19 protein-coding genes are annotated in these 16,524 nt (G+C 60.1%); 1 reads left to right on the forward strand and 18 read right to left on the reverse strand.

Annotated features, from left to right (window positions below; all coding sequences use genetic code 11):
- Positions 1-9: 9 nt before the first annotated feature.
- From ispG to trmJ, 15 genes are all read right to left on the reverse strand, one after another.
- Positions 10-1,119, reverse strand: coding sequence for a flavodoxin-dependent (E)-4-hydroxy-3-methylbut-2-enyl-diphosphate synthase (gene ispG / locus ABFB52_RS23785; RefSeq protein WP_007956680.1), 1,110 nt, complete (start codon positions 1,117-1,119; stop codon positions 10-12).
- A gap of 3 nt (positions 1,120-1,122) precedes the next feature.
- The gene (locus ABFB52_RS23790; RefSeq protein WP_129973671.1) at positions 1,123-2,181 is read right to left on the reverse strand and encodes a RodZ domain-containing protein; all 1,059 of its coding nucleotides are present in this window, start codon (positions 2,179-2,181) and stop codon (positions 1,123-1,125) included.
- Positions 2,181-2,939 (reverse strand): type IV pilus biogenesis/stability protein PilW, encoded by a 759-nt coding sequence (pilW, locus tag ABFB52_RS23795; protein WP_007956682.1) that lies wholly within the window; start codon positions 2,937-2,939, stop codon positions 2,181-2,183. The genes ABFB52_RS23790 and pilW overlap by 1 nt, the downstream gene beginning before the upstream one ends.
- Before the next feature lie 12 nt (positions 2,940-2,951).
- Entirely contained in the window at positions 2,952-4,100 is a 1,149-nt protein-coding gene (rlmN, locus tag ABFB52_RS23800) for a 23S rRNA (adenine(2503)-C(2))-methyltransferase RlmN (RefSeq protein ID WP_007956683.1), read from the reverse strand.
- A gap of 28 nt (positions 4,101-4,128) precedes the next feature.
- Positions 4,129-4,554 carry a nucleoside-diphosphate kinase gene (gene ndk / locus ABFB52_RS23805; protein ID WP_039765715.1) on the reverse strand — a complete coding sequence of 142 codons (426 nt, stop codon included), beginning with the start codon at positions 4,552-4,554 and terminating at the stop codon, positions 4,129-4,131.
- Positions 4,555-4,642: 88 nt separating this feature from the next.
- On the reverse strand, positions 4,643-4,843 hold the full coding sequence (gene iscX / locus ABFB52_RS23810) for a Fe-S cluster assembly protein IscX (RefSeq protein ID WP_085745315.1): 201 nt from the start codon (positions 4,841-4,843) through the stop codon (positions 4,643-4,645).
- Between the two features lie 14 nt (positions 4,844-4,857).
- Positions 4,858-5,199, reverse strand: a complete 342-nt coding sequence (gene fdx, locus ABFB52_RS23815) for an ISC system 2Fe-2S type ferredoxin (RefSeq protein WP_007956685.1) — start codon at positions 5,197-5,199, stop codon at positions 4,858-4,860.
- Positions 5,199-7,064 (reverse strand): Fe-S protein assembly chaperone HscA, encoded by a 1,866-nt coding sequence (hscA, locus tag ABFB52_RS23820; protein ID WP_102716891.1) that lies wholly within the window; start codon positions 7,062-7,064, stop codon positions 5,199-5,201. The genes fdx and hscA overlap by 1 nt, the downstream gene beginning before the upstream one ends.
- A gap of 51 nt (positions 7,065-7,115) precedes the next feature.
- Positions 7,116-7,637 (reverse strand): co-chaperone HscB, encoded by a 522-nt coding sequence (gene hscB, locus ABFB52_RS23825; protein ID WP_007956687.1) that lies wholly within the window; start codon positions 7,635-7,637, stop codon positions 7,116-7,118.
- An 8-nt stretch (positions 7,638-7,645) separates the two neighbouring features.
- A complete protein-coding gene (gene iscA, locus ABFB52_RS23830; RefSeq protein WP_003227904.1) occupies positions 7,646-7,969 on the reverse strand; it encodes an iron-sulfur cluster assembly protein IscA in 324 nt (107 codons plus the stop codon).
- A 28-nt stretch (positions 7,970-7,997) separates the two neighbouring features.
- Positions 7,998-8,384 carry a Fe-S cluster assembly scaffold IscU gene (gene iscU, locus ABFB52_RS23835; RefSeq protein ID WP_003227907.1) on the reverse strand — a complete coding sequence of 129 codons (387 nt, stop codon included), beginning with the start codon at positions 8,382-8,384 and terminating at the stop codon, positions 7,998-8,000.
- A 101-nt stretch (positions 8,385-8,485) separates the two neighbouring features.
- The gene (locus tag ABFB52_RS23840; protein ID WP_007956689.1) at positions 8,486-9,700 is read right to left on the reverse strand and encodes an IscS subfamily cysteine desulfurase; all 1,215 of its coding nucleotides are present in this window, start codon (positions 9,698-9,700) and stop codon (positions 8,486-8,488) included.
- A 50-nt stretch (positions 9,701-9,750) separates the two neighbouring features.
- The gene (gene iscR / locus ABFB52_RS23845; RefSeq protein ID WP_007956690.1) at positions 9,751-10,242 is read right to left on the reverse strand and encodes a Fe-S cluster assembly transcriptional regulator IscR; all 492 of its coding nucleotides are present in this window, start codon (positions 10,240-10,242) and stop codon (positions 9,751-9,753) included.
- A 168-nt stretch (positions 10,243-10,410) separates the two neighbouring features.
- On the reverse strand, positions 10,411-11,187 hold the full coding sequence (gene cysE, locus ABFB52_RS23850; protein WP_007956691.1) for a serine O-acetyltransferase: 777 nt from the start codon (positions 11,185-11,187) through the stop codon (positions 10,411-10,413).
- 2 nt (positions 11,188-11,189) lie between these two features.
- On the reverse strand, positions 11,190-11,960 hold the full coding sequence (trmJ, locus tag ABFB52_RS23855) for a tRNA (cytosine(32)/uridine(32)-2'-O)-methyltransferase TrmJ (RefSeq protein ID WP_007956692.1): 771 nt from the start codon (positions 11,958-11,960) through the stop codon (positions 11,190-11,192).
- Between the two features lie 145 nt (positions 11,961-12,105).
- Between trmJ and suhB the strand changes: the two genes are divergently transcribed.
- Complete coding sequence (gene suhB, locus ABFB52_RS23860) at positions 12,106-12,924, forward strand: inositol-phosphate phosphatase (protein WP_007941397.1); 819 nt, start codon at positions 12,106-12,108, stop codon at positions 12,922-12,924.
- A gap of 97 nt (positions 12,925-13,021) precedes the next feature.
- Here suhB and ABFB52_RS23865 read toward each other — a convergent pair whose 3' ends face one another.
- From ABFB52_RS23865 to secD, 3 genes are all read right to left on the reverse strand, one after another.
- Complete coding sequence (locus ABFB52_RS23865; RefSeq protein WP_007956693.1) at positions 13,022-13,570, reverse strand: glycine zipper 2TM domain-containing protein; 549 nt, start codon at positions 13,568-13,570, stop codon at positions 13,022-13,024.
- A 120-nt stretch (positions 13,571-13,690) separates the two neighbouring features.
- On the reverse strand, positions 13,691-14,605 hold the full coding sequence (secF, locus tag ABFB52_RS23870) for a protein translocase subunit SecF (protein ID WP_007956694.1): 915 nt from the start codon (positions 14,603-14,605) through the stop codon (positions 13,691-13,693).
- A 9-nt stretch (positions 14,606-14,614) separates the two neighbouring features.
- A complete protein-coding gene (gene secD, locus ABFB52_RS23875; RefSeq protein WP_039765691.1) occupies positions 14,615-16,483 on the reverse strand; it encodes a protein translocase subunit SecD in 1,869 nt (622 codons plus the stop codon).
- Positions 16,484-16,524 lie beyond the last annotated feature (41 nt).

Consider the following 16,524-nt stretch of genomic DNA (forward strand, 5'->3'; position numbering starts at 1 on the left):
TTCGTTCGATCAGCCGCGCGCGATAACCGCTGCGTCAGCTTCGACCTTCTCGGCCGCTTTCTCGCGGATCAGCTTTTCCAGCTCGTCCACCAGATTGTCATTCGTCAGTTTCTGCGACGGCTTGCCGTCGATGTAAATCAGGTTTGGCGTACCGCCGGTCAAGCCGATATGGGCTTCCTTGGCTTCGCCGGGGCCGTTGACCACGCAACCGATCACCGCGACATCCAGCGGCACCAGCAGGTCTTCAAGGCGCCCTTCCAGCTCGTTCATGGTCTTGACCACATCGAAGTTCTGCCGCGAGCAGCTCGGGCAGGCGATGAAGTTGATGCCACGGGAACGCAGATGCAAAGACTTGAGAATGTCGTAACCGACCTTCACTTCCTCGACCGGGTCGGCCGCCAGCGAGATGCGGATAGTATCGCCAATCCCCTCGGCGAGCAGCATACCTAGGCCCACGGCGGATTTCACTGTACCGGAGCGCAATCCGCCGGCTTCGGTGATGCCCAGGTGCAGCGGCTGGACGATTTCCTTGGCCAGCAGACGGTAGGCTTCAACGGCCATGAACACGTCGGAAGCCTTCACGCTGACCTTGAAGTCCTGGAAATTCAGGCGTTCGAGGTGTTCGACGTGACGCAGGGCGGACTCGACCAGCGCGGCCGGGGTCGGCTCGCCGTATTTCTTTTGCAGGTCTTTTTCCAGGGAACCGGCGTTGACGCCGATGCGGATCGGGATCCCGCGGTCACGGGCGGCATCGACCACCGCACGCACGCGGTCTTCGCGACCGATGTTGCCCGGGTTGATGCGCAGGCAGTCCACACCCAGTTCGGCCACGCGCAAAGCGATCTTGTAGTCGAAATGGATGTCGGCAACCAACGGTACCTTGACCAGTTGCTTGATCTTGCCGAACGCCTCGGCGGCGTCCATGTCCGGTACCGACACGCGGACGATGTCGACGCCGGCGGCTTCCAGACGGTTGATCTGTGCGACGGTGGCAGCGACGTCATTGGTGTCGCTGTTGGTCATGCTCTGCACAGCGATAGGGGCATCGCCGCCCACGGGCACGTTACCGACCCAGATCTTGCGCGATTCGCGACGTTTGATTGGAGATTCGCCGTGCATGACTTATTGACCCAACTTCAGGCGAGCGGTCTCGCCACTGGTGAACGGAGCGACATCGACCGGCTGGCCGTTGTAGCTGACCTGCGCGCCACGGGCAACGCCCAGACGCACGGCAAACGGAGGCTTGCCGACGACAGACAGGCTGTCGCCCTTACGCTTGAGGCCGCTGTACAGCACTTTGCCGCTGCCATCGGTCACTTGAGTCCAGCAATCGGCGATGAACTGGACCTGAACCTGACCCTGACCTGCAGCCGGAGTAACTGGCGCTGTCGGCGCGGGTGCAGCGACGGCCGGGGCTGCCGGGGCAGTGACGGTCGGGGCAGGCGTGGCCGGAGCGGCTGGCGCAGGATTCGCTGGAGCAGCAACCACAGGCGCTGGCGTATGAGCTGGTGCAGCCGGAGTAGCGGCTGGCGCAGCAGGTGCCGGAGCAACCGGTGCGGTGGCTGGAGCTGCAGCTTCGGTCTCGGCGCCAGTCGATTCAGCCGTGGTTTCCGATTGAGGCAGTGCCAGAGCGGTCGAGCCCTCGGCTTCGCCTTCCGCGACGGCCTGGTCTTCCGGCTCGTCGAGCGGATGAATCTGGGTGGTGCCGTCGGCGCCTTCGACTTCGACGTGCTCCGGGGCCAGGCCAATCAGGTCCTTGGTGCGCTGCGAAGTCTGATCCTGCCACCAGACGAATCCACCGCCGATGACCGCAATCAGCAGCAACAGGCTGACGATACGCAAAATGGTGTGGGAAACCCGTACCGGCTCTTCGATACGGCCCAGAGCGTGGACGTTGCTGCCCTGGGAATCGGTGCCGGTAGACTGATCGAATTGCTGGACCAGAACGGTCTGATCCATGCCGAGCAATTTGGCGTAGGCGCGAATGTAACCGCGAGCGAAGGTATGCCCGGGCAACTTGTCGAATGCGCCGGCTTCAAGATTGCTCAGGGAAGTCACGGTGAGGTTGAGCTTGAGGGCCACTTCGGCCAGCGACCAGCCATTGCTTTCGCGGGCCTGGCGCAGGGTCTCACCGGGGTTAACGCGATTCGCTGCTACAACTTCGGGATGCGCCGCTTTCATCATTGCTCCGACAGGTATTGCTGATATTCCGGCGTACCGGGATAGAGTCGTTTTAATTGCAGGCCCGCACTGGCGGCCTTGTCGCGATCTTCAAATACTTTTGCCAACCGAACGGCGAGCAACAGACTACGTGCATTTTGCTCGGAGAGCTGGCTGAAACGGTCGTAATAGTCACGCGCGGGCACATAATGCCTGTCTTCGAATGACAACTCAGCCATTTCCAGCAATGCCCGTGGCTGCTGACGGTTCAAACGCAGCGCTTTTTCCAGCTGCTGCTGCGCCAGATCACGCTGCCCAAGCTTCGCCGCCGTCATGCCGAGGTTCTCGAACACCCGCGAACGCTCAGGATACAGGGTATCGGCGGCCGCCTGTTCAAAACGCTCGTAGGCTTCCTTGTATCGCTGTTCTTCGTAGAGAAAACTGCCGTAGTTGTTGAGGATGCGCGCATCGGCGGGACGGGAGGACAAGGCTTTGCGGAAGTGTTCGTCAGCAAGCGCAGGTTCCATTTCAGCCTGGAACACCAGCCCCAGCGCGGCATTGGCGTCGGGATCCGAACCGTCCAGCTCCAGGGCCTTCTTCAATGGAACCTTGGCCCGCTCGGTCATGCCCTGCTGCAAGTATCCCAGCCCCAGCTGCACGTAGGCAGCCCGCGCTTCGTCACGGCCCTTGCTGGTCTTCATCGGGTTGTAATCGCCCGACAGGACACAACCAGCACACAGGCTGGCCAACAGCAACAGCAGCGCAAAGCGCAGGGACATAGAGATCCTCTCTTAGTTAGTGTTCGCGGCGTTCTGCGCCAGATCGCTGTCGGCGCTCAATTCGCGCACGGCGATGTAACGTTCGCTGCGACGGGTGCGATCCAGCACCTGCCCTACCAATTGACCACAAGCCGCGTCGATGTCTTCACCACGGGTGGTGCGCACGGTGACGTTGAAACCGGCCTGGTGAAGCTGATCCTGGAACCGGCGGATGGCGTTGTTGCTCGGCCGCTCGTACCCGGAATGCGGGAACGGGTTGAACGGAATCAGGTTGATCTTGCACGGAATGTTCTTCAGCAGCTCGATCATTTCCACGGCGTGCTCAAGCTTGTCGTTGACGTCCTTGAGCAAGGTGTACTCGATGGTCAGCACGCGCTTCTCGCCCAGTTCAGACATGTAGCGCTGGCACGACTCGAGCAGCATCTTAAGCGGATATTTCTTGTTGATCGGCACCAATTGGTTACGCAATGCGTCATTCGGTGCGTGCAGGGACAACGCCAGGGATACGTCGATGTGCTTGGCCAGCTCATCGATCATCGGCACCACACCCGACGTGGACAGGGTCACGCGGCGCTTGGAGATCCCGTAGCCCAGGTCATCCATCATCAGATGCATGGCGGCCACGACGTTGTCGAAGTTCAGCAGCGGTTCGCCCATGCCCATCATCACCACGTTGGTGATGGCGCGGTCGATGGTAGCCGGAACACTGCCGAAGGATTTGTTGGCAATCCACACCTGACCGATGACTTCGGCGGCGGTGAGGTTGCTGTTGAAGCCTTGCTTGCCGGTGGAGCAGAAACTGCAATCCAGGGCACAGCCTGCCTGGGACGAAACGCACAGAGTGCCGCGTTTTCCCTGGGGAATATAAACGGTCTCGACGCAGCTGCCGGACGCCACGCGCACCACCCACTTGCGGGTGCCGTCGCTGGAAATGTCCTCGCTGACCACTTCGGGACCACGGACCTCAGCAACAGCCTTGAGCTTTTCGCGCAAGGCCTTGCTGACGTTCGTCATGGCGTCGAAATCATCGACGCCAAAGTGGTGAATCCATTTCATTACCTGACCGGCACGGAAACGCTTCTCCCCGATTGAGTCGAAGAATTTTTCCATTTCCGGCTGGGTCAGACCCAGCAGGTTGGTTTTAACAGTCGATGTCGTCATGGATTCACCTTCACTCTTAAGCCAATGCTTAGCGAGTGGTTACTTCAGTAGCTGCGAAGAAGTAAGCGATTTCGCGAGCAGCAGCGGCTTCGGAGTCCGAACCGTGAACAGCGTTGGCGTCGATCGATTCAGCGAAGTCAGCACGGATGGTGCCTGGAGCAGCTTCTTTAGGGTTGGTAGCGCCCATCAGCTCACGGTTGCGAGCGATGGCGTTTTCGCCTTCCAGAACCTGAACGACAACAGGACCCGAAGTCATGAAGGCAACCAGGTCGCCGAAGAAACCACGAGCGCTGTGCTCAGCGTAGAAGCCTTCGGCTTCGGCTTTGGACAGTTGCTTCAGTTTCGAAGCTACAACGCGCAGGCCAGCGTCTTCGAAGCGAGTGGTGATCTTGCCGATCACGTTTTTAGCAACGGCGTCAGGCTTGATGATGGAGAAAGTACGTTGAACAGCCATGGTGTAACTCCAGAAACGGTAATTTGCGAAAAATTAAACCCGCGAATTATACGCGGGTTCTTGGGTATTGCCTAACCTGCGAGGACGATCAGTCCAATTCATCAGCCCAGAGAGTCTGAACCGCCTCCAACACCTTCTCGCCAACACGACCAGAGGCATTGTCGAAATCCGGCAGTTCCTTGATCCACTGCTGCAATTCGACGAAGTTGACAGAATACGGATCTACACCCGGCTTGGCTTCCGCCAGCTCTTCTGCAATACGTTGAACATCATTCCAACCGTAGCTCATGACAGTCTTACCAGTCAGTGCGGCGCTTCGGCCGCATGGTTAAGCGAATATTTCGGAATTTCTACGGTGATATCTTCTTCACCGACGATCGCCTGACAAGCCAGGCGCGACTGGGCTTCCAGACCCCAGGCACGATCAAGGAAATCTTCCTCCAACTCGTCAGCTTCTTCCAGCGAGTCAAAACCCTCGCGGATGATGCAGTGACAAGTGGTGCAGGCGCAGACGCCGCCGCAGGCGCTTTCCATCTCGATGTGGTGTTCATGAGCCAGTTCGAGGATCGACGTGCCAGGCGCAGCGTCAACGACCATGCCTTCAGGGCAGAACTTCTCGTGGGGCAGAAAAATGACCTGCGGCATCAGATATCCTCGATTTCATTCAGATTGCGCCCCGACAGAGCGGCTTTCACCGTCTGATCCATACGACGGGCTGCAAAAGCATCGGTCACTTGCGACAGACGCTTGGTCTGCTGCTCGATGGCGTAGCCATCGGTGCCTTTCATCAGTTCGGTCAGTTCCTGCACCTGCAGATCGATGACCATGCGCTCTTCGGCGTCGAGCAAACGCTCGCCATCCGCCTCAAGAGCGCCCTGCACCGCTTCGATCAGGCGCTGAGCATCGACTTGCTGCTCGCGAAGAACGCGGGCGACCTTGTCGTCATTGGCGTGCTGGAACGAATCTTTCAGCATCTTGGCGATTTCGCCGTCGGTCAGGCCATAGGACGGCTTGACCTGAATGCTTGCCTCGACGCCCGAACCCAGTTCACGGGCAGAGACGCTGAGCAGGCCGTCGGCATCGACCTGGAAGGTCACGCGAATTTTCGCCGCACCGGCCACCATCGCCGGGATGCCGCGCAATTCGAAGCGAGCCAGGGAGCGGCAATCGCTGATCAGCTCACGCTCGCCCTGCAATACGTGGATCGCCATGGCCGACTGGCCATCTTTATAAGTGGTGAAGTCCTGGGCGCGGGCGACGGGGATGGTGGTGTTACGCGGAATCACCTTCTCCATCAGGCCGCCCATGGTTTCCAGCCCCAGGGACAGCGGAATCACGTCGAGCAGCAACAGTTCGCCGCCATCGCGCTTGTTGCCAGCCAGCGTATCGGCCTGGATCGCGGCACCGATGGCCACCACTTGATCCGGGTCGATTTCGGTCAGCGGCTGACGACCGAAGGCTTCGGCGACGGCTTCACGAACACGCGGAACGCGGGTCGAACCACCGACCATGACCACGGCGTGCACGTCTTCCAGCTCGACGCCGGAATCGCGGACGGCGCGGCGGCAGGCTTTCAGGCTGCGGGCGACCATTGGCTCGATCAGCGCATCGAAGGCTTCGCGGGTCAGTTGCGCTTTCCAGTCACCGTAGGCAACTTCAACACTGTCAGAGTCCGTCAGGGCTTCTTTGGCGGCGCAGGCGGTTTGAAGCAGGCTGCGTTGTGCGCCCGGATCGAGGTCGGCGGACAAACCGGCGCTCTCGATGATCCAGCCGGCAATCGCATGATCGAAATCATCGCCACCCAGCGCACTGTCGCCGCCAGTGGCCAGCACTTCGAAGACACCGCCAGTCAGGCGCAGAATCGAAATATCGAATGTGCCGCCGCCCAGGTCATAAATCGCGACCAGGCCTTCGGCATGTTGATCCAGACCGTATGCCACCGCCGCAGCGGTCGGCTCGTTGAGCAGACGCAACACGTTCAGACCGGCGAGTTTCGCCGCGTCCTTGGTAGCCTGGCGCTGAGCATCGTCGAAATACGCCGGAACGGTGATCACCGCGCCCACCAGCTCACCGCCAAGGGTGGCTTCAGCGCGCTGACGCAATACTTTCAGGATATCGGCGGAAACTTCGACCGGGCTTTTCGGGCCCTGCACGGTGTCGATGAACGGCATGTGCGATTCGCCACCGAGAAAGCGGTACGGCAGTTGATCGCCCAATTGCTTGACGTCGGACAGACCACGCCCCATCAGGCGCTTGACCGACAGCACGGTGTTCAGGGGATCGGAGGATGCGGCCAGCTTGGCCGACTCGCCGACTTCGACGCGATCGGCGTGATAACGCACGGCGGAAGGCAGGATGACCCGCCCTTCGGCATCGGCCAGCGGTTCGGAAAGACCACTGCGCAACGCAGCGACCAGCGAATTGGTAGTACCCAAGTCGATCCCCACAGCCAGACGACGCTGGTGCGGTTGAGGACTTTGGCCGGGTTCGGCGATCTGCAGTAGGGCCATCGTGATCAGGACTTATCTGTATATCAGGCGTGCGACCGGAGCGGCACTGGGTTAATCGTCGAGGCGCTCTTCTAACTGGCGCACTTCGTAGGTGAGCTTGTCGAGGAACTGCATGCGCCGCATCAGGCGTTCGGCCTGCTCGCGTTGCGCTGCATCATCCCAACAGGCTGCGAAGCTTTCGTTGAGCTCTTCCTGGGCGGTTTTCAGGCGACGCTTGAACGCCGCGACACCGTCCAGATCGGCACTGTCCTGCAGATCTTCGAGCTCTTCGCGCCATTGCATCTGCTGCAGAAGAAACTCGGGATCGTGGACGGTGACTTCCATCGGCACCTCATGCCCGCTGATGGTCAGCAGGTAACGTGCACGCTGGGCCGGACTCTTGAGCGTCTGGTAGGCATCGTTGAGCCGCGCAGACTGCTCGAGCGCCGACCGCTGCTCGCGCTCGGAAGCATCGGCAAAGCGGTCAGGATGAACGCCGCGCGCCAACTCGCGATAGCGCGTGGCCAACTGCTCGAGATCCAGACGAAAGCCCGGTTGCAGCTCGAATAAAGCGAAATGACAAGGAATACCCACGACAAGCCTCAGATGTTGAAGCTTTCGCCGCAGCCACATTCACCGCGTACGTTGGGGTTGTTGAACTTGAAGCCTTCGTTCAACCCTTCCTTGACGAAGTCGAGCTCGGTGCCGTCGAGGTAGGCCAGGCTCTTCGGGTCGATGATCACTTTTTCGCCGTGACTCTCGAACACCTGATCTTCTGCAACCACCTCGTCGACAAACTCCAGCACGTAGGCAAGGCCGGAACAGCCCGTGGTGCGAACACCCAGACGAATCCCTTCACCCTTGCCGCGCCCGTCGAGGGAGCGTCGCACGTGTCGAGCAGCCGCTTCTGTCATGCTGATAGCCATCATTGACTCCTTACTCGTCGCCCAATGCTTAGATCAAGCCTTTCTTCTGCTTGTAATCGCGAACGGCGGCCTTGATGGCGTCTTCAGCGAGAACCGAGCAGTGGATTTTCACTGGCGGCAGGGCCAGTTCTTCGGCCAGCTGAGTGTTCTTGATGGTTTCAGCTTCGTCCAGGGTCTTGCCCTTCATCCACTCGGTAGCGAGGGAGCTGGAGGCGATAGCCGAACCGCAGCCGTAGGTCTTGAACTTGGCGTCTTCGATAACGCCCTGATCGTTGACCTTGATTTGCAGACGCATCACGTCGCCGCACGCCGGAGCGCCGACCATGCCGGTGCCGACATCAGGATCTTCCGCGTTCATCTTGCCGACGTTGCGCGGGTTTTCGTAGTGGTCGATGACCTTTTCGCTGTAAGCCATGATTCTCAATCCTCACTCATCAGGGCCGCTCTTGAGACCCTGCAACTGCGCTGCGTAAACCGCCGCGTCGCTACAGGATCTGTATCCGGCGGCTTCTATATTTAGTGTGCCGCCCACTCGATCTTCGAGATATCGACGCCGTCTTTGTACATGTCCCACAGCGGCGACAGAGCGCGCAGCTTGGTAACGGCCTCGCAGACTTTCTGCGCGGCGTAGTCGATTTCTTCTTCGGTGGTGAAACGGCCGAAGGTGAAACGGATCGAGCTGTGTGCCAGTTCGTCGTTGCGGCCCAGGGCGCGCAGTACGTACGAAGGCTCAAGCGACGCCGAGGTGCAGGCCGAACCGGACGAAACCGCCAGATCCTTGAGCGCCATGATCAGCGACTCGCCTTCAACGTAGTTGAAGCTCAGGTTCAGGTTGTGCGGAACGCGGGCGGTCAGGCTGCCGTTGACGTACAGCTCTTCCAGGTGCTCGACCTGCTTGTAGAAACGGTCGCTCAACGCCTTGATGCGGACGTTTTCGGCAGCCATGTCTTCCTTGGCCACACGGAACGCTTCGCCCATGCCGACGATCTGGTGAGTCGCCAGGGTGCCGGAACGCATGCCACGTTCGTGACCGCCGCCGTGCATGGTCGCTTCGATGCGCACACGCGGCTTGCGGCTGACGTACAGCGCGCCGATGCCTTTAGGGCCGTAGGTCTTGTGGGCGGAGAACGACATCATGTCGACTTTCAGTTTCTGCAGGTCGATTTCGACCTTGCCGGTGGACTGAGCGGCGTCGACGTGGAACAGGATGCCCTTCGAACGAAGCAGCTCGCCGATGGCGGCGATGTCGTTGACGGTGCCGATTTCGTTGTTCACGTGCATTACGGACACCAGGATGGTGTCTTCGCGCAGCGCGGCTTCGATCATGGCCGGGGTGATCAGGCCATCCTCGGTCGGATCGAGGTAGGTGACTTCGAAACCTTCACGCTCCAGTTGGCGCATGGTGTCGAGGACAGCCTTGTGTTCGATCTTGGAGGTAATCAGGTGCTTGCCCTTGGAGGCGTAGAAATGTGCCGCACCCTTGATTGCCAGGTTGTCGGACTCGGTGGCACCGGAGGTCCAGACGATTTCACGCGGGTCGGCGTTGACCAGATCGGCCACCTGACGACGGGCGTTTTCGACGGACTCTTCGGCTTTCCAGCCGAACACGTGGGAACGGGACGCCGGGTTACCGAAGTTTCCGTCGACCAGCAGGCATTCACTCATTTTTTGCGCAACGCGCGGATCGACCGGGGTGGTCGCAGAGTAATCAAGGTAAATCGGCAATTTCATGGACTATCTCCTAAATCAGGCTGGCTGGCGTGCCGCTAGCTCTCTGGCTGTCATTCGACGGCGGACGCTTCAATCTTGTCCAGGCGCGGCGCCTTGCCATTGCAACGACGCTGATCCTGACGCTGGGCCACTTCCTGCACCTCACGGCGAGTTACGAGGTCGGCCAAGCTGATACCGCTGAGAAATTCGTGAATCTGCAGGCTCAGATCGCACCACAGGTGATGGGTCAGGCAGGTGTCACCGGAGTGGCAGTCGCCCTGGCCCTGGCATTTTGTTGCATCGACCGATTCGTTCACCGCATCGATCACCTGAGCCACCTGGATGCCCTGCATGTCGCGGGACAACTGGTAGCCACCGCCCGGACCGCGAACGCTGGAAACCAGGTTGCTGCGGCGCAGCTTGGCGAAAAGCTGTTCGAGATAGGACAGGGAGATGCCTTGGCGCTCGGAGATATCGGCCAGGGACACCGGCCCGTGTTGCGCGTGCAACGCCAGGTCAAGCATGGCGGTCACGGCGTATCGGCCTTTTGTAGTCAGTCGCATGGACAATTACCACGGAGTTCGGAATGGGCGGGAGTATGCAATTCCCGAGCATTTAAGTCAACTATAAGACCTAGTGCTTTAGTCGGGTTTACCCGCAAAAGAGCGCGCGAATGATAGCAGGGTCTGCGGCCTAATGGCACACCGGTCGGCAGCAGCCCTGCAAGTGCGTCAGTGGAGCTTGGATTCGTCCTTGCCCTTGACGCAGGCGAAGTCTTCTTCACGCAGCTCGGGCAGATCTTTCGCACAATAATTACTGCCCAGATCCTTCAGCGCGCCGCACATTCCCTCCAGACGCCCGTCCACCGCTTGCAGGTGATCGAGCAACTGGCCGATGGCGCGCGCCACCGGATCGGGCATGTCTTCACTGACGCCGTAGGCATCAAAGCCGATCTTCTCGGCCATCGCCTTGCGCTTGGCGTCAGCCTCGTCATCGGACTTGACGATGATCCGGCCCGGAATCCCCACCACGGTGGCACCCGGTGGCACTTCCTTGGTGACCACGGCATTGGACCCGACCTTGGCGCCGGCACCCACAGTGAACGGACCGAGCACCTTCGCGCCCGCCCCCACCACGACGCCATCGCCGAGTGTCGGGTGACGCTTGCCCTTGTTCCAGCTGGTACCACCCAGGGTGACGCCCTGATAGATCGTCACGTCATCGCCGATTTCAGCGGTTTCGCCGATCACGATGCCCATGCCGTGGTCGATGAAGAAGCGTCGACCGACCTTGGCGCCCGGATGGATCTCGATCCCGGTCAGCCAGCGACCAAAGTTCGACACCAGCCGCGCCAGCCATTTCAGATCATTGCGCCAGAGCATGCCGGCCAGTCGATGAATCCAGATTGCATGCATGCCGGGGTAGCAGGTCAGGACTTCAAAAGCGTTACGCGCCGCCGGGTCTCGGTGGAATACGCTCTGGATATCTTCACGCAAACGCTCGAACATCATTAATCCTTCCGCTTAAGGAGCTCGCCACGGGCCGCTTTCTGGGTTTCCGTGAGGATGCCACGCAAAATATTCATTTCCGCCCGGCTGACCGAGCTGCGTCCGTACAACCGGCGCAGGCGCGCCATCAAGTGCCGCGGTTTTTCCGGATCGAGGAATTCGATGGCCACCAGGGTCTGTTCCAGGTGTTCATAGAACCGCTCCAGCTCATCCATGGTCGCAAGCTCTGCGCTTTTCACGGAGGCCACTTCTTCCTTCTCGATCTTCGTCGGCTGACCTTGTGCAGCCAGCCACGCCATGCGCACTTCATAGCTCAACACCTGCACCGCCGCCCCGAGGTTCAGCGAGCTGAACTCAGGATCGGAGGGGATGTGCACGTGATAGTGACATCGCTGCAGCTCGTCGTTGGTCAGTCCGGAATCTTCACGACCGAACACCAGCGCGATTTCCGCGCCCTGCCCTGCCTCCTCGACCACTTTGGTCCCGCACTCGCGCGGGTCCAGCAATGGCCAGGGAATACGCCGGTCACGGGCACTGGTGCCAAGCACCAGATTGCAACCGACCAAGGCGTCTTCCAAGGTGGCGACGACTTGCGCGTTTTCAAGGATGTCACCGGCACCGGAAGCACGAGCATCGGCTTCGTGATGCGGAAAGACGCGCGGATCAACCAGCACCAAGCGCGACAGGCCCATGTTTTTCATGGCGCGCGCGGTCCCGCCGATGTTTCCCGGATGGCTGGTGTTGACCAGGACGACACGAATATTTTGCAGCACGGCGGGCGCTCTCGGACTCGGCAAAGGGGTGCAAATCTTACAGAACAGCCTACCGTTAAGCTATGAAAGCGAACAGCGACCTTCACCTGAAGAAAAGTTCTGATAGAATGCGCGGCTTTCTTTAACAACCTTAGGTGACACATCCATGCAGCCCATGCTGAATATCGCGCTGCGCGCCGCCCGCAGCGCCAGTGAACTGATCTTCCGCTCCATCGAGCGCCTGGATACCATCAAGGTCGACGAAAAAGACGCCAAGGATTACGTATCCGAGGTCGATCGCGCCGCCGAACAGAAAATCATCGACGCCCTGCGCAAGGCTTACCCGAATCACTCGATCATGGGTGAAGAGACCGGCCTGCACGCCGGCACCGGCATCGAAGGCGAAGAATACCTGTGGATCATCGATCCGCTGGACGGCACCACCAACTTCCTGCGCGGCATTCCTCACTTCGCTGTCAGCATTGCCTGTAAATACCGTGGTCGCCTGGAACACGCCGTTGTTCTGGATCCGGTTCGCCAGGAAGAATTCACCGCCAGCCGTGGTCGCGGCGCTCAACTGAACGGTCGCCGCCTGCGTGTCAGCGGTCGCACAAGCCTGGACGGCGCTCTGCTCGGCACCGGCTTCCCGTTCCGTGACGACCAGATGGACAACCTCGACAACTACCTGGGCATGTTCCGCGCCCTGGTTGGCCAGACTGCCGGCATCCGCCGCGCCGGTTCGGCAAGCCTGGACCTGGCTTACGTGGCCGCAGGCCGTTTCGACGCGTTCTGGGAGTCGGGCCTGTCCGAGTGGGACATGGCTGCTGGCGCCCTGCTGATTCAGGAAGCAGGCGGCCTGGTGAGCGACTTCACCGGCGGTCACGACTTCCTTGAAAAAGGCCACGTCGTTGCCGGCAACACCAAATGCTTCAAGGCAGTTCTGACGGCGATCCAGCCGCACCTGCCGGCCTCGCTGAAGCGCTAAGCGCTTCGCGAAACCAAAAAAAACACCCTTCGGGGTGTTTTTTTATGGGCATGAAAAAGCACCCCGAAGGGTGCTTTTCTTATAAGCCATCAACCAGTCACTGGCCCGGCTCGTTCTGCGACAGGATCAGCTTGCCTTCCTTGTCGACCGGAATCTGGTTGCCCGGATCACGATCCATCCGCACCTTGCCTTCCTTGCCGTCCAGCGAATACCGGACGTCATAGCCCACAACCTTGTCGCTGATGTCATTCACGGTGTTACAGCGAGTCTGAGTCGTGGTGTAGGTATCACGCTCCTGCATACCCTCCTGAACCTTGTTACCGGCGTAACCACCACCGACCGCACCGGCCACCGTGGCAATCTTCTTGCCGGTGCCGCCGCCGATCTGGTTACCCAGCAGACCACCTGCCAGCGCACCGACCACGGTGCCGGCAATCTGGTGTTGATCTTTCACCGGCGCCTGCCGGGTCACTGTCACATCCTTGCACACTTCACGTGGAGTCTTGATCTGTGTTTTGACCGGTTCTACGGCCAGCACTTGCGCATACTCAGGGCCGCTTTTAACCAGGCTGTAGGTGGCAACAGCACCCCCGGCAGTCACACCGACAGCACCCAATACCGCACCAACCAGCAACGACTTGTTCACATGAACCTCCTGACCATCACATGCGGGACGCGCCCGCGCTTCTCCCAGCCTTGGAGCAAAAAAAAAGACGCGAGTTCAACTCGCGTCTTTTTTGACTGACAACCGGGAAAACGACGGCCGTTATGGACGGTCGTCGACCTCCTTCTCGGTGTTGACCGGCGGAATCAGGTCTTCCGTCGACAGGTTCAGCCAGATCAGTACAACGTTGGCGATGTAGATCGACGAGTAGGTACCCGCCAGAACACCCACCAGCAGCGCCAGGGAGAAGCCGTACAGGTTGTCACCGCCGAAGAACAGCAGTGCCGCGATCGCCAGCAAGGTCGAAACCGAGGTCGCGATGGTCCGCAGCAGGGTCTGGGTGGTCGAGATGTTGATGTTCTCGATCAACGTAGCCTTGCGCAGTACGCGGAAGTTCTCACGCACCCGGTCGAACACGACAATGGTGTCGTTGAGCGAGTAACCGATGATCGCCAGTACCGCCGCCAGCACCGTCAGGTCGAAGGTGATCTGGAAGAACGACAGGATACCCACGGTCACGATCACGTCGTGAATCAGCGACACGATGGCGCCGACCGCAAACTTCCACTGAAAGCGGAAAGCCAGGTAGATCAGGATGCCACCGAGCGCCAGCAGCATGCCCATGCCGCCCTGGTCACGCAGCTCTTCACCGACCTGCGGGCCGACGAACTCGACGCGCTTGACGGTCGCCGGGTTGTCGCCGCCGACCTTCTGCAGCGCTTCCGCCACCTGATGGCCCAGCTGCGGGTCTTCACCCGGCATGCGCACCAGCAGATCGGTGGTCGCGCCGAAGTTCTGCACGACGGCTTCGTGATAACCGGAAGAAACCAGTTGCTCGCGCACCTTGGTGACATCGGCCGGACGCTCGTAGGTCAGCTCGATGAGCGTACCGCCGGTGAAGTCCAGACCCCAGTTCATGCCCTTGTGGAACACACTGAAGATTGCCAGCAAGGTCAGAAATACAGTGACGCCGAACGCAAAGTTGCGGACGCCCATGAAGTTGATTGTACGTAACATGGCAGCCCCTTAAATCCACAACTTCTTGAAGTCACGACCGCCGAAGATCAGGTTGACCATCGCGCGGGTGACCATGATGGCCGTGAACATCGAAGTCAGAACCCCGAGGGACATGGTTACTGCGAAGCCCTTCACGGGGCCGGTGCCCATGGCGAAGAGGATGCCGCCGACCAGCAAGGTGGTCAGGTTGGCGTCGAGAATCGCAGTGAATGCCCGACCGAAGCCTTCGTTGATTGCACGCTGCACGGTCATGCCGGCGGCGATCTCTTCACGAATCCGCGAGAAGATCAGTACGTTGGCGTCGACCGCCATACCCATGGTCAACACGATACCGGCGATACCCGGCAGAGTCAGCGTGGCACCCAGCAGCGACATCAGCGCCAGCAGCAGCACCATGTTCACCGCCAGAGCAACGGTGGCGATCAGGCCGAAGAAACGGTAGATGGCGATGATGAACAGCGAGACGAACAGCATGCCCCACAGCGATGCATCGATACCCTTGGTGATGTTGTCTGCACCCAGGCTCGGGCCGATGGTGCGTTCTTCAGCGAAGTACATCGGAGCAGCCAGACCACCGGCACGCAGCAGCAGCGCCAGCTCGGACGACTCGCCCTGGCCGTTCAGGCCGGTGATACGGAACTGCGCACCCAGCGGCGACTGAATGGTCGCCAGGCTGATGATCTTCTTCTCTTCCTTGAAGGTCTGCACCGCGACGTCTTTCTCGACGCCGTCGACCACTTGCTTGGTGTAAGTGGTGACCGGGCGCTGCTCGATGAAGATCACCGCCATGCTGCGACCGACGTTGCTGCGGGTCGCGCGGCTCATCAGCTCGCCACCGTGACCATCCAGACGGATGTTCACTTCAGGGGTGCCGTGCTCGCCGAAACCGGCCTTGGCGTCAGTCACCTGGTCACCGGTGATGATCAGGCCACGCTCGATCTGGGCAGGAGGACGATTGCCTTCGCGGAATTCGAAAGTTTCGGAAGTGGCTTTCGAAGCACCCGGCTCTGCAGCCAGACGGAACTCCAGGTTGGCCGTCTTGCCGAGGATACGCTTGGCTTCGGCAGTGTCCTGCACGCCCGGCAGCTCAACCACGATACGGTTGGCGCCCTGACGCTGGACGATCGGTTCGGCAACACCCAGCTCGTTGACGCGGTTACGTACCGTGGTCAAGTTCTGCTTGATGGAGTATTCACGGATTTCCGCCAGCTTGGCCGGGGTCATCGCCAGACGCAGCACCGGTTGACCGTTGAGGTCGGCCGGAACAATGTCGAAATCGTTGAAATTCTTGCGGATCAGCGCGCGGGCCTGTTCGCGGGAATCAGCATCGCTGAAGCCCAGCTGAATGGCGCCATTGAGTTGCGGCAGGCTGCGATAACGCAGTTTCTCTTTGCGCAACAGGCTCTTGACGTCGCCTTCGTAGACTTTCAGGCGAGCGTCGAGGGCTTTGTCCATGTCCACTTCCAGCAGGAAGTGCACACCACCGGACAAGTCCAGACCCAGCTTCATCGGGTGCGCGGCCACGCTGCGCAGCCATTGCGGGGTGGTTTGTGCCAGGTTCAGCGCGACGACGTAGTCATCACCCAATGCCTTGCGGACAACGTCCTTGGCCGGCAGCTGGTCTTCAGCCTTGGTCAGACGGATCAGACCGCCCTTGCCGTTCGCAGCCAGGCTCGATGCCTTGACGTTGATCCCGGATTCCTTGAGCGCGGTACTCACGCGATCCAGATCGGCCTGATTGACCTGCAGGGCCGTGCTGGCGCCGCTGATCTGAATGGCCGGGTCATCGGGGTATAGATTCGGAGCGGAATAAATCAGACCGATCGCCAGCACCGCCAGGATCAGAATGTATTTCCACAGAGGATATTTGTTCAGCATCACGCCGCCCGTTATGAACGCGGGGCGCCTTGCGCGCCCCG

This window comes from Pseudomonas sp. 9.2(2024), assembly GCF_039695385.1.
In the GTDB taxonomy this organism is placed as follows: Bacteria; Pseudomonadota; Gammaproteobacteria; order Pseudomonadales; family Pseudomonadaceae; genus Aquipseudomonas; species Aquipseudomonas paraglycinae.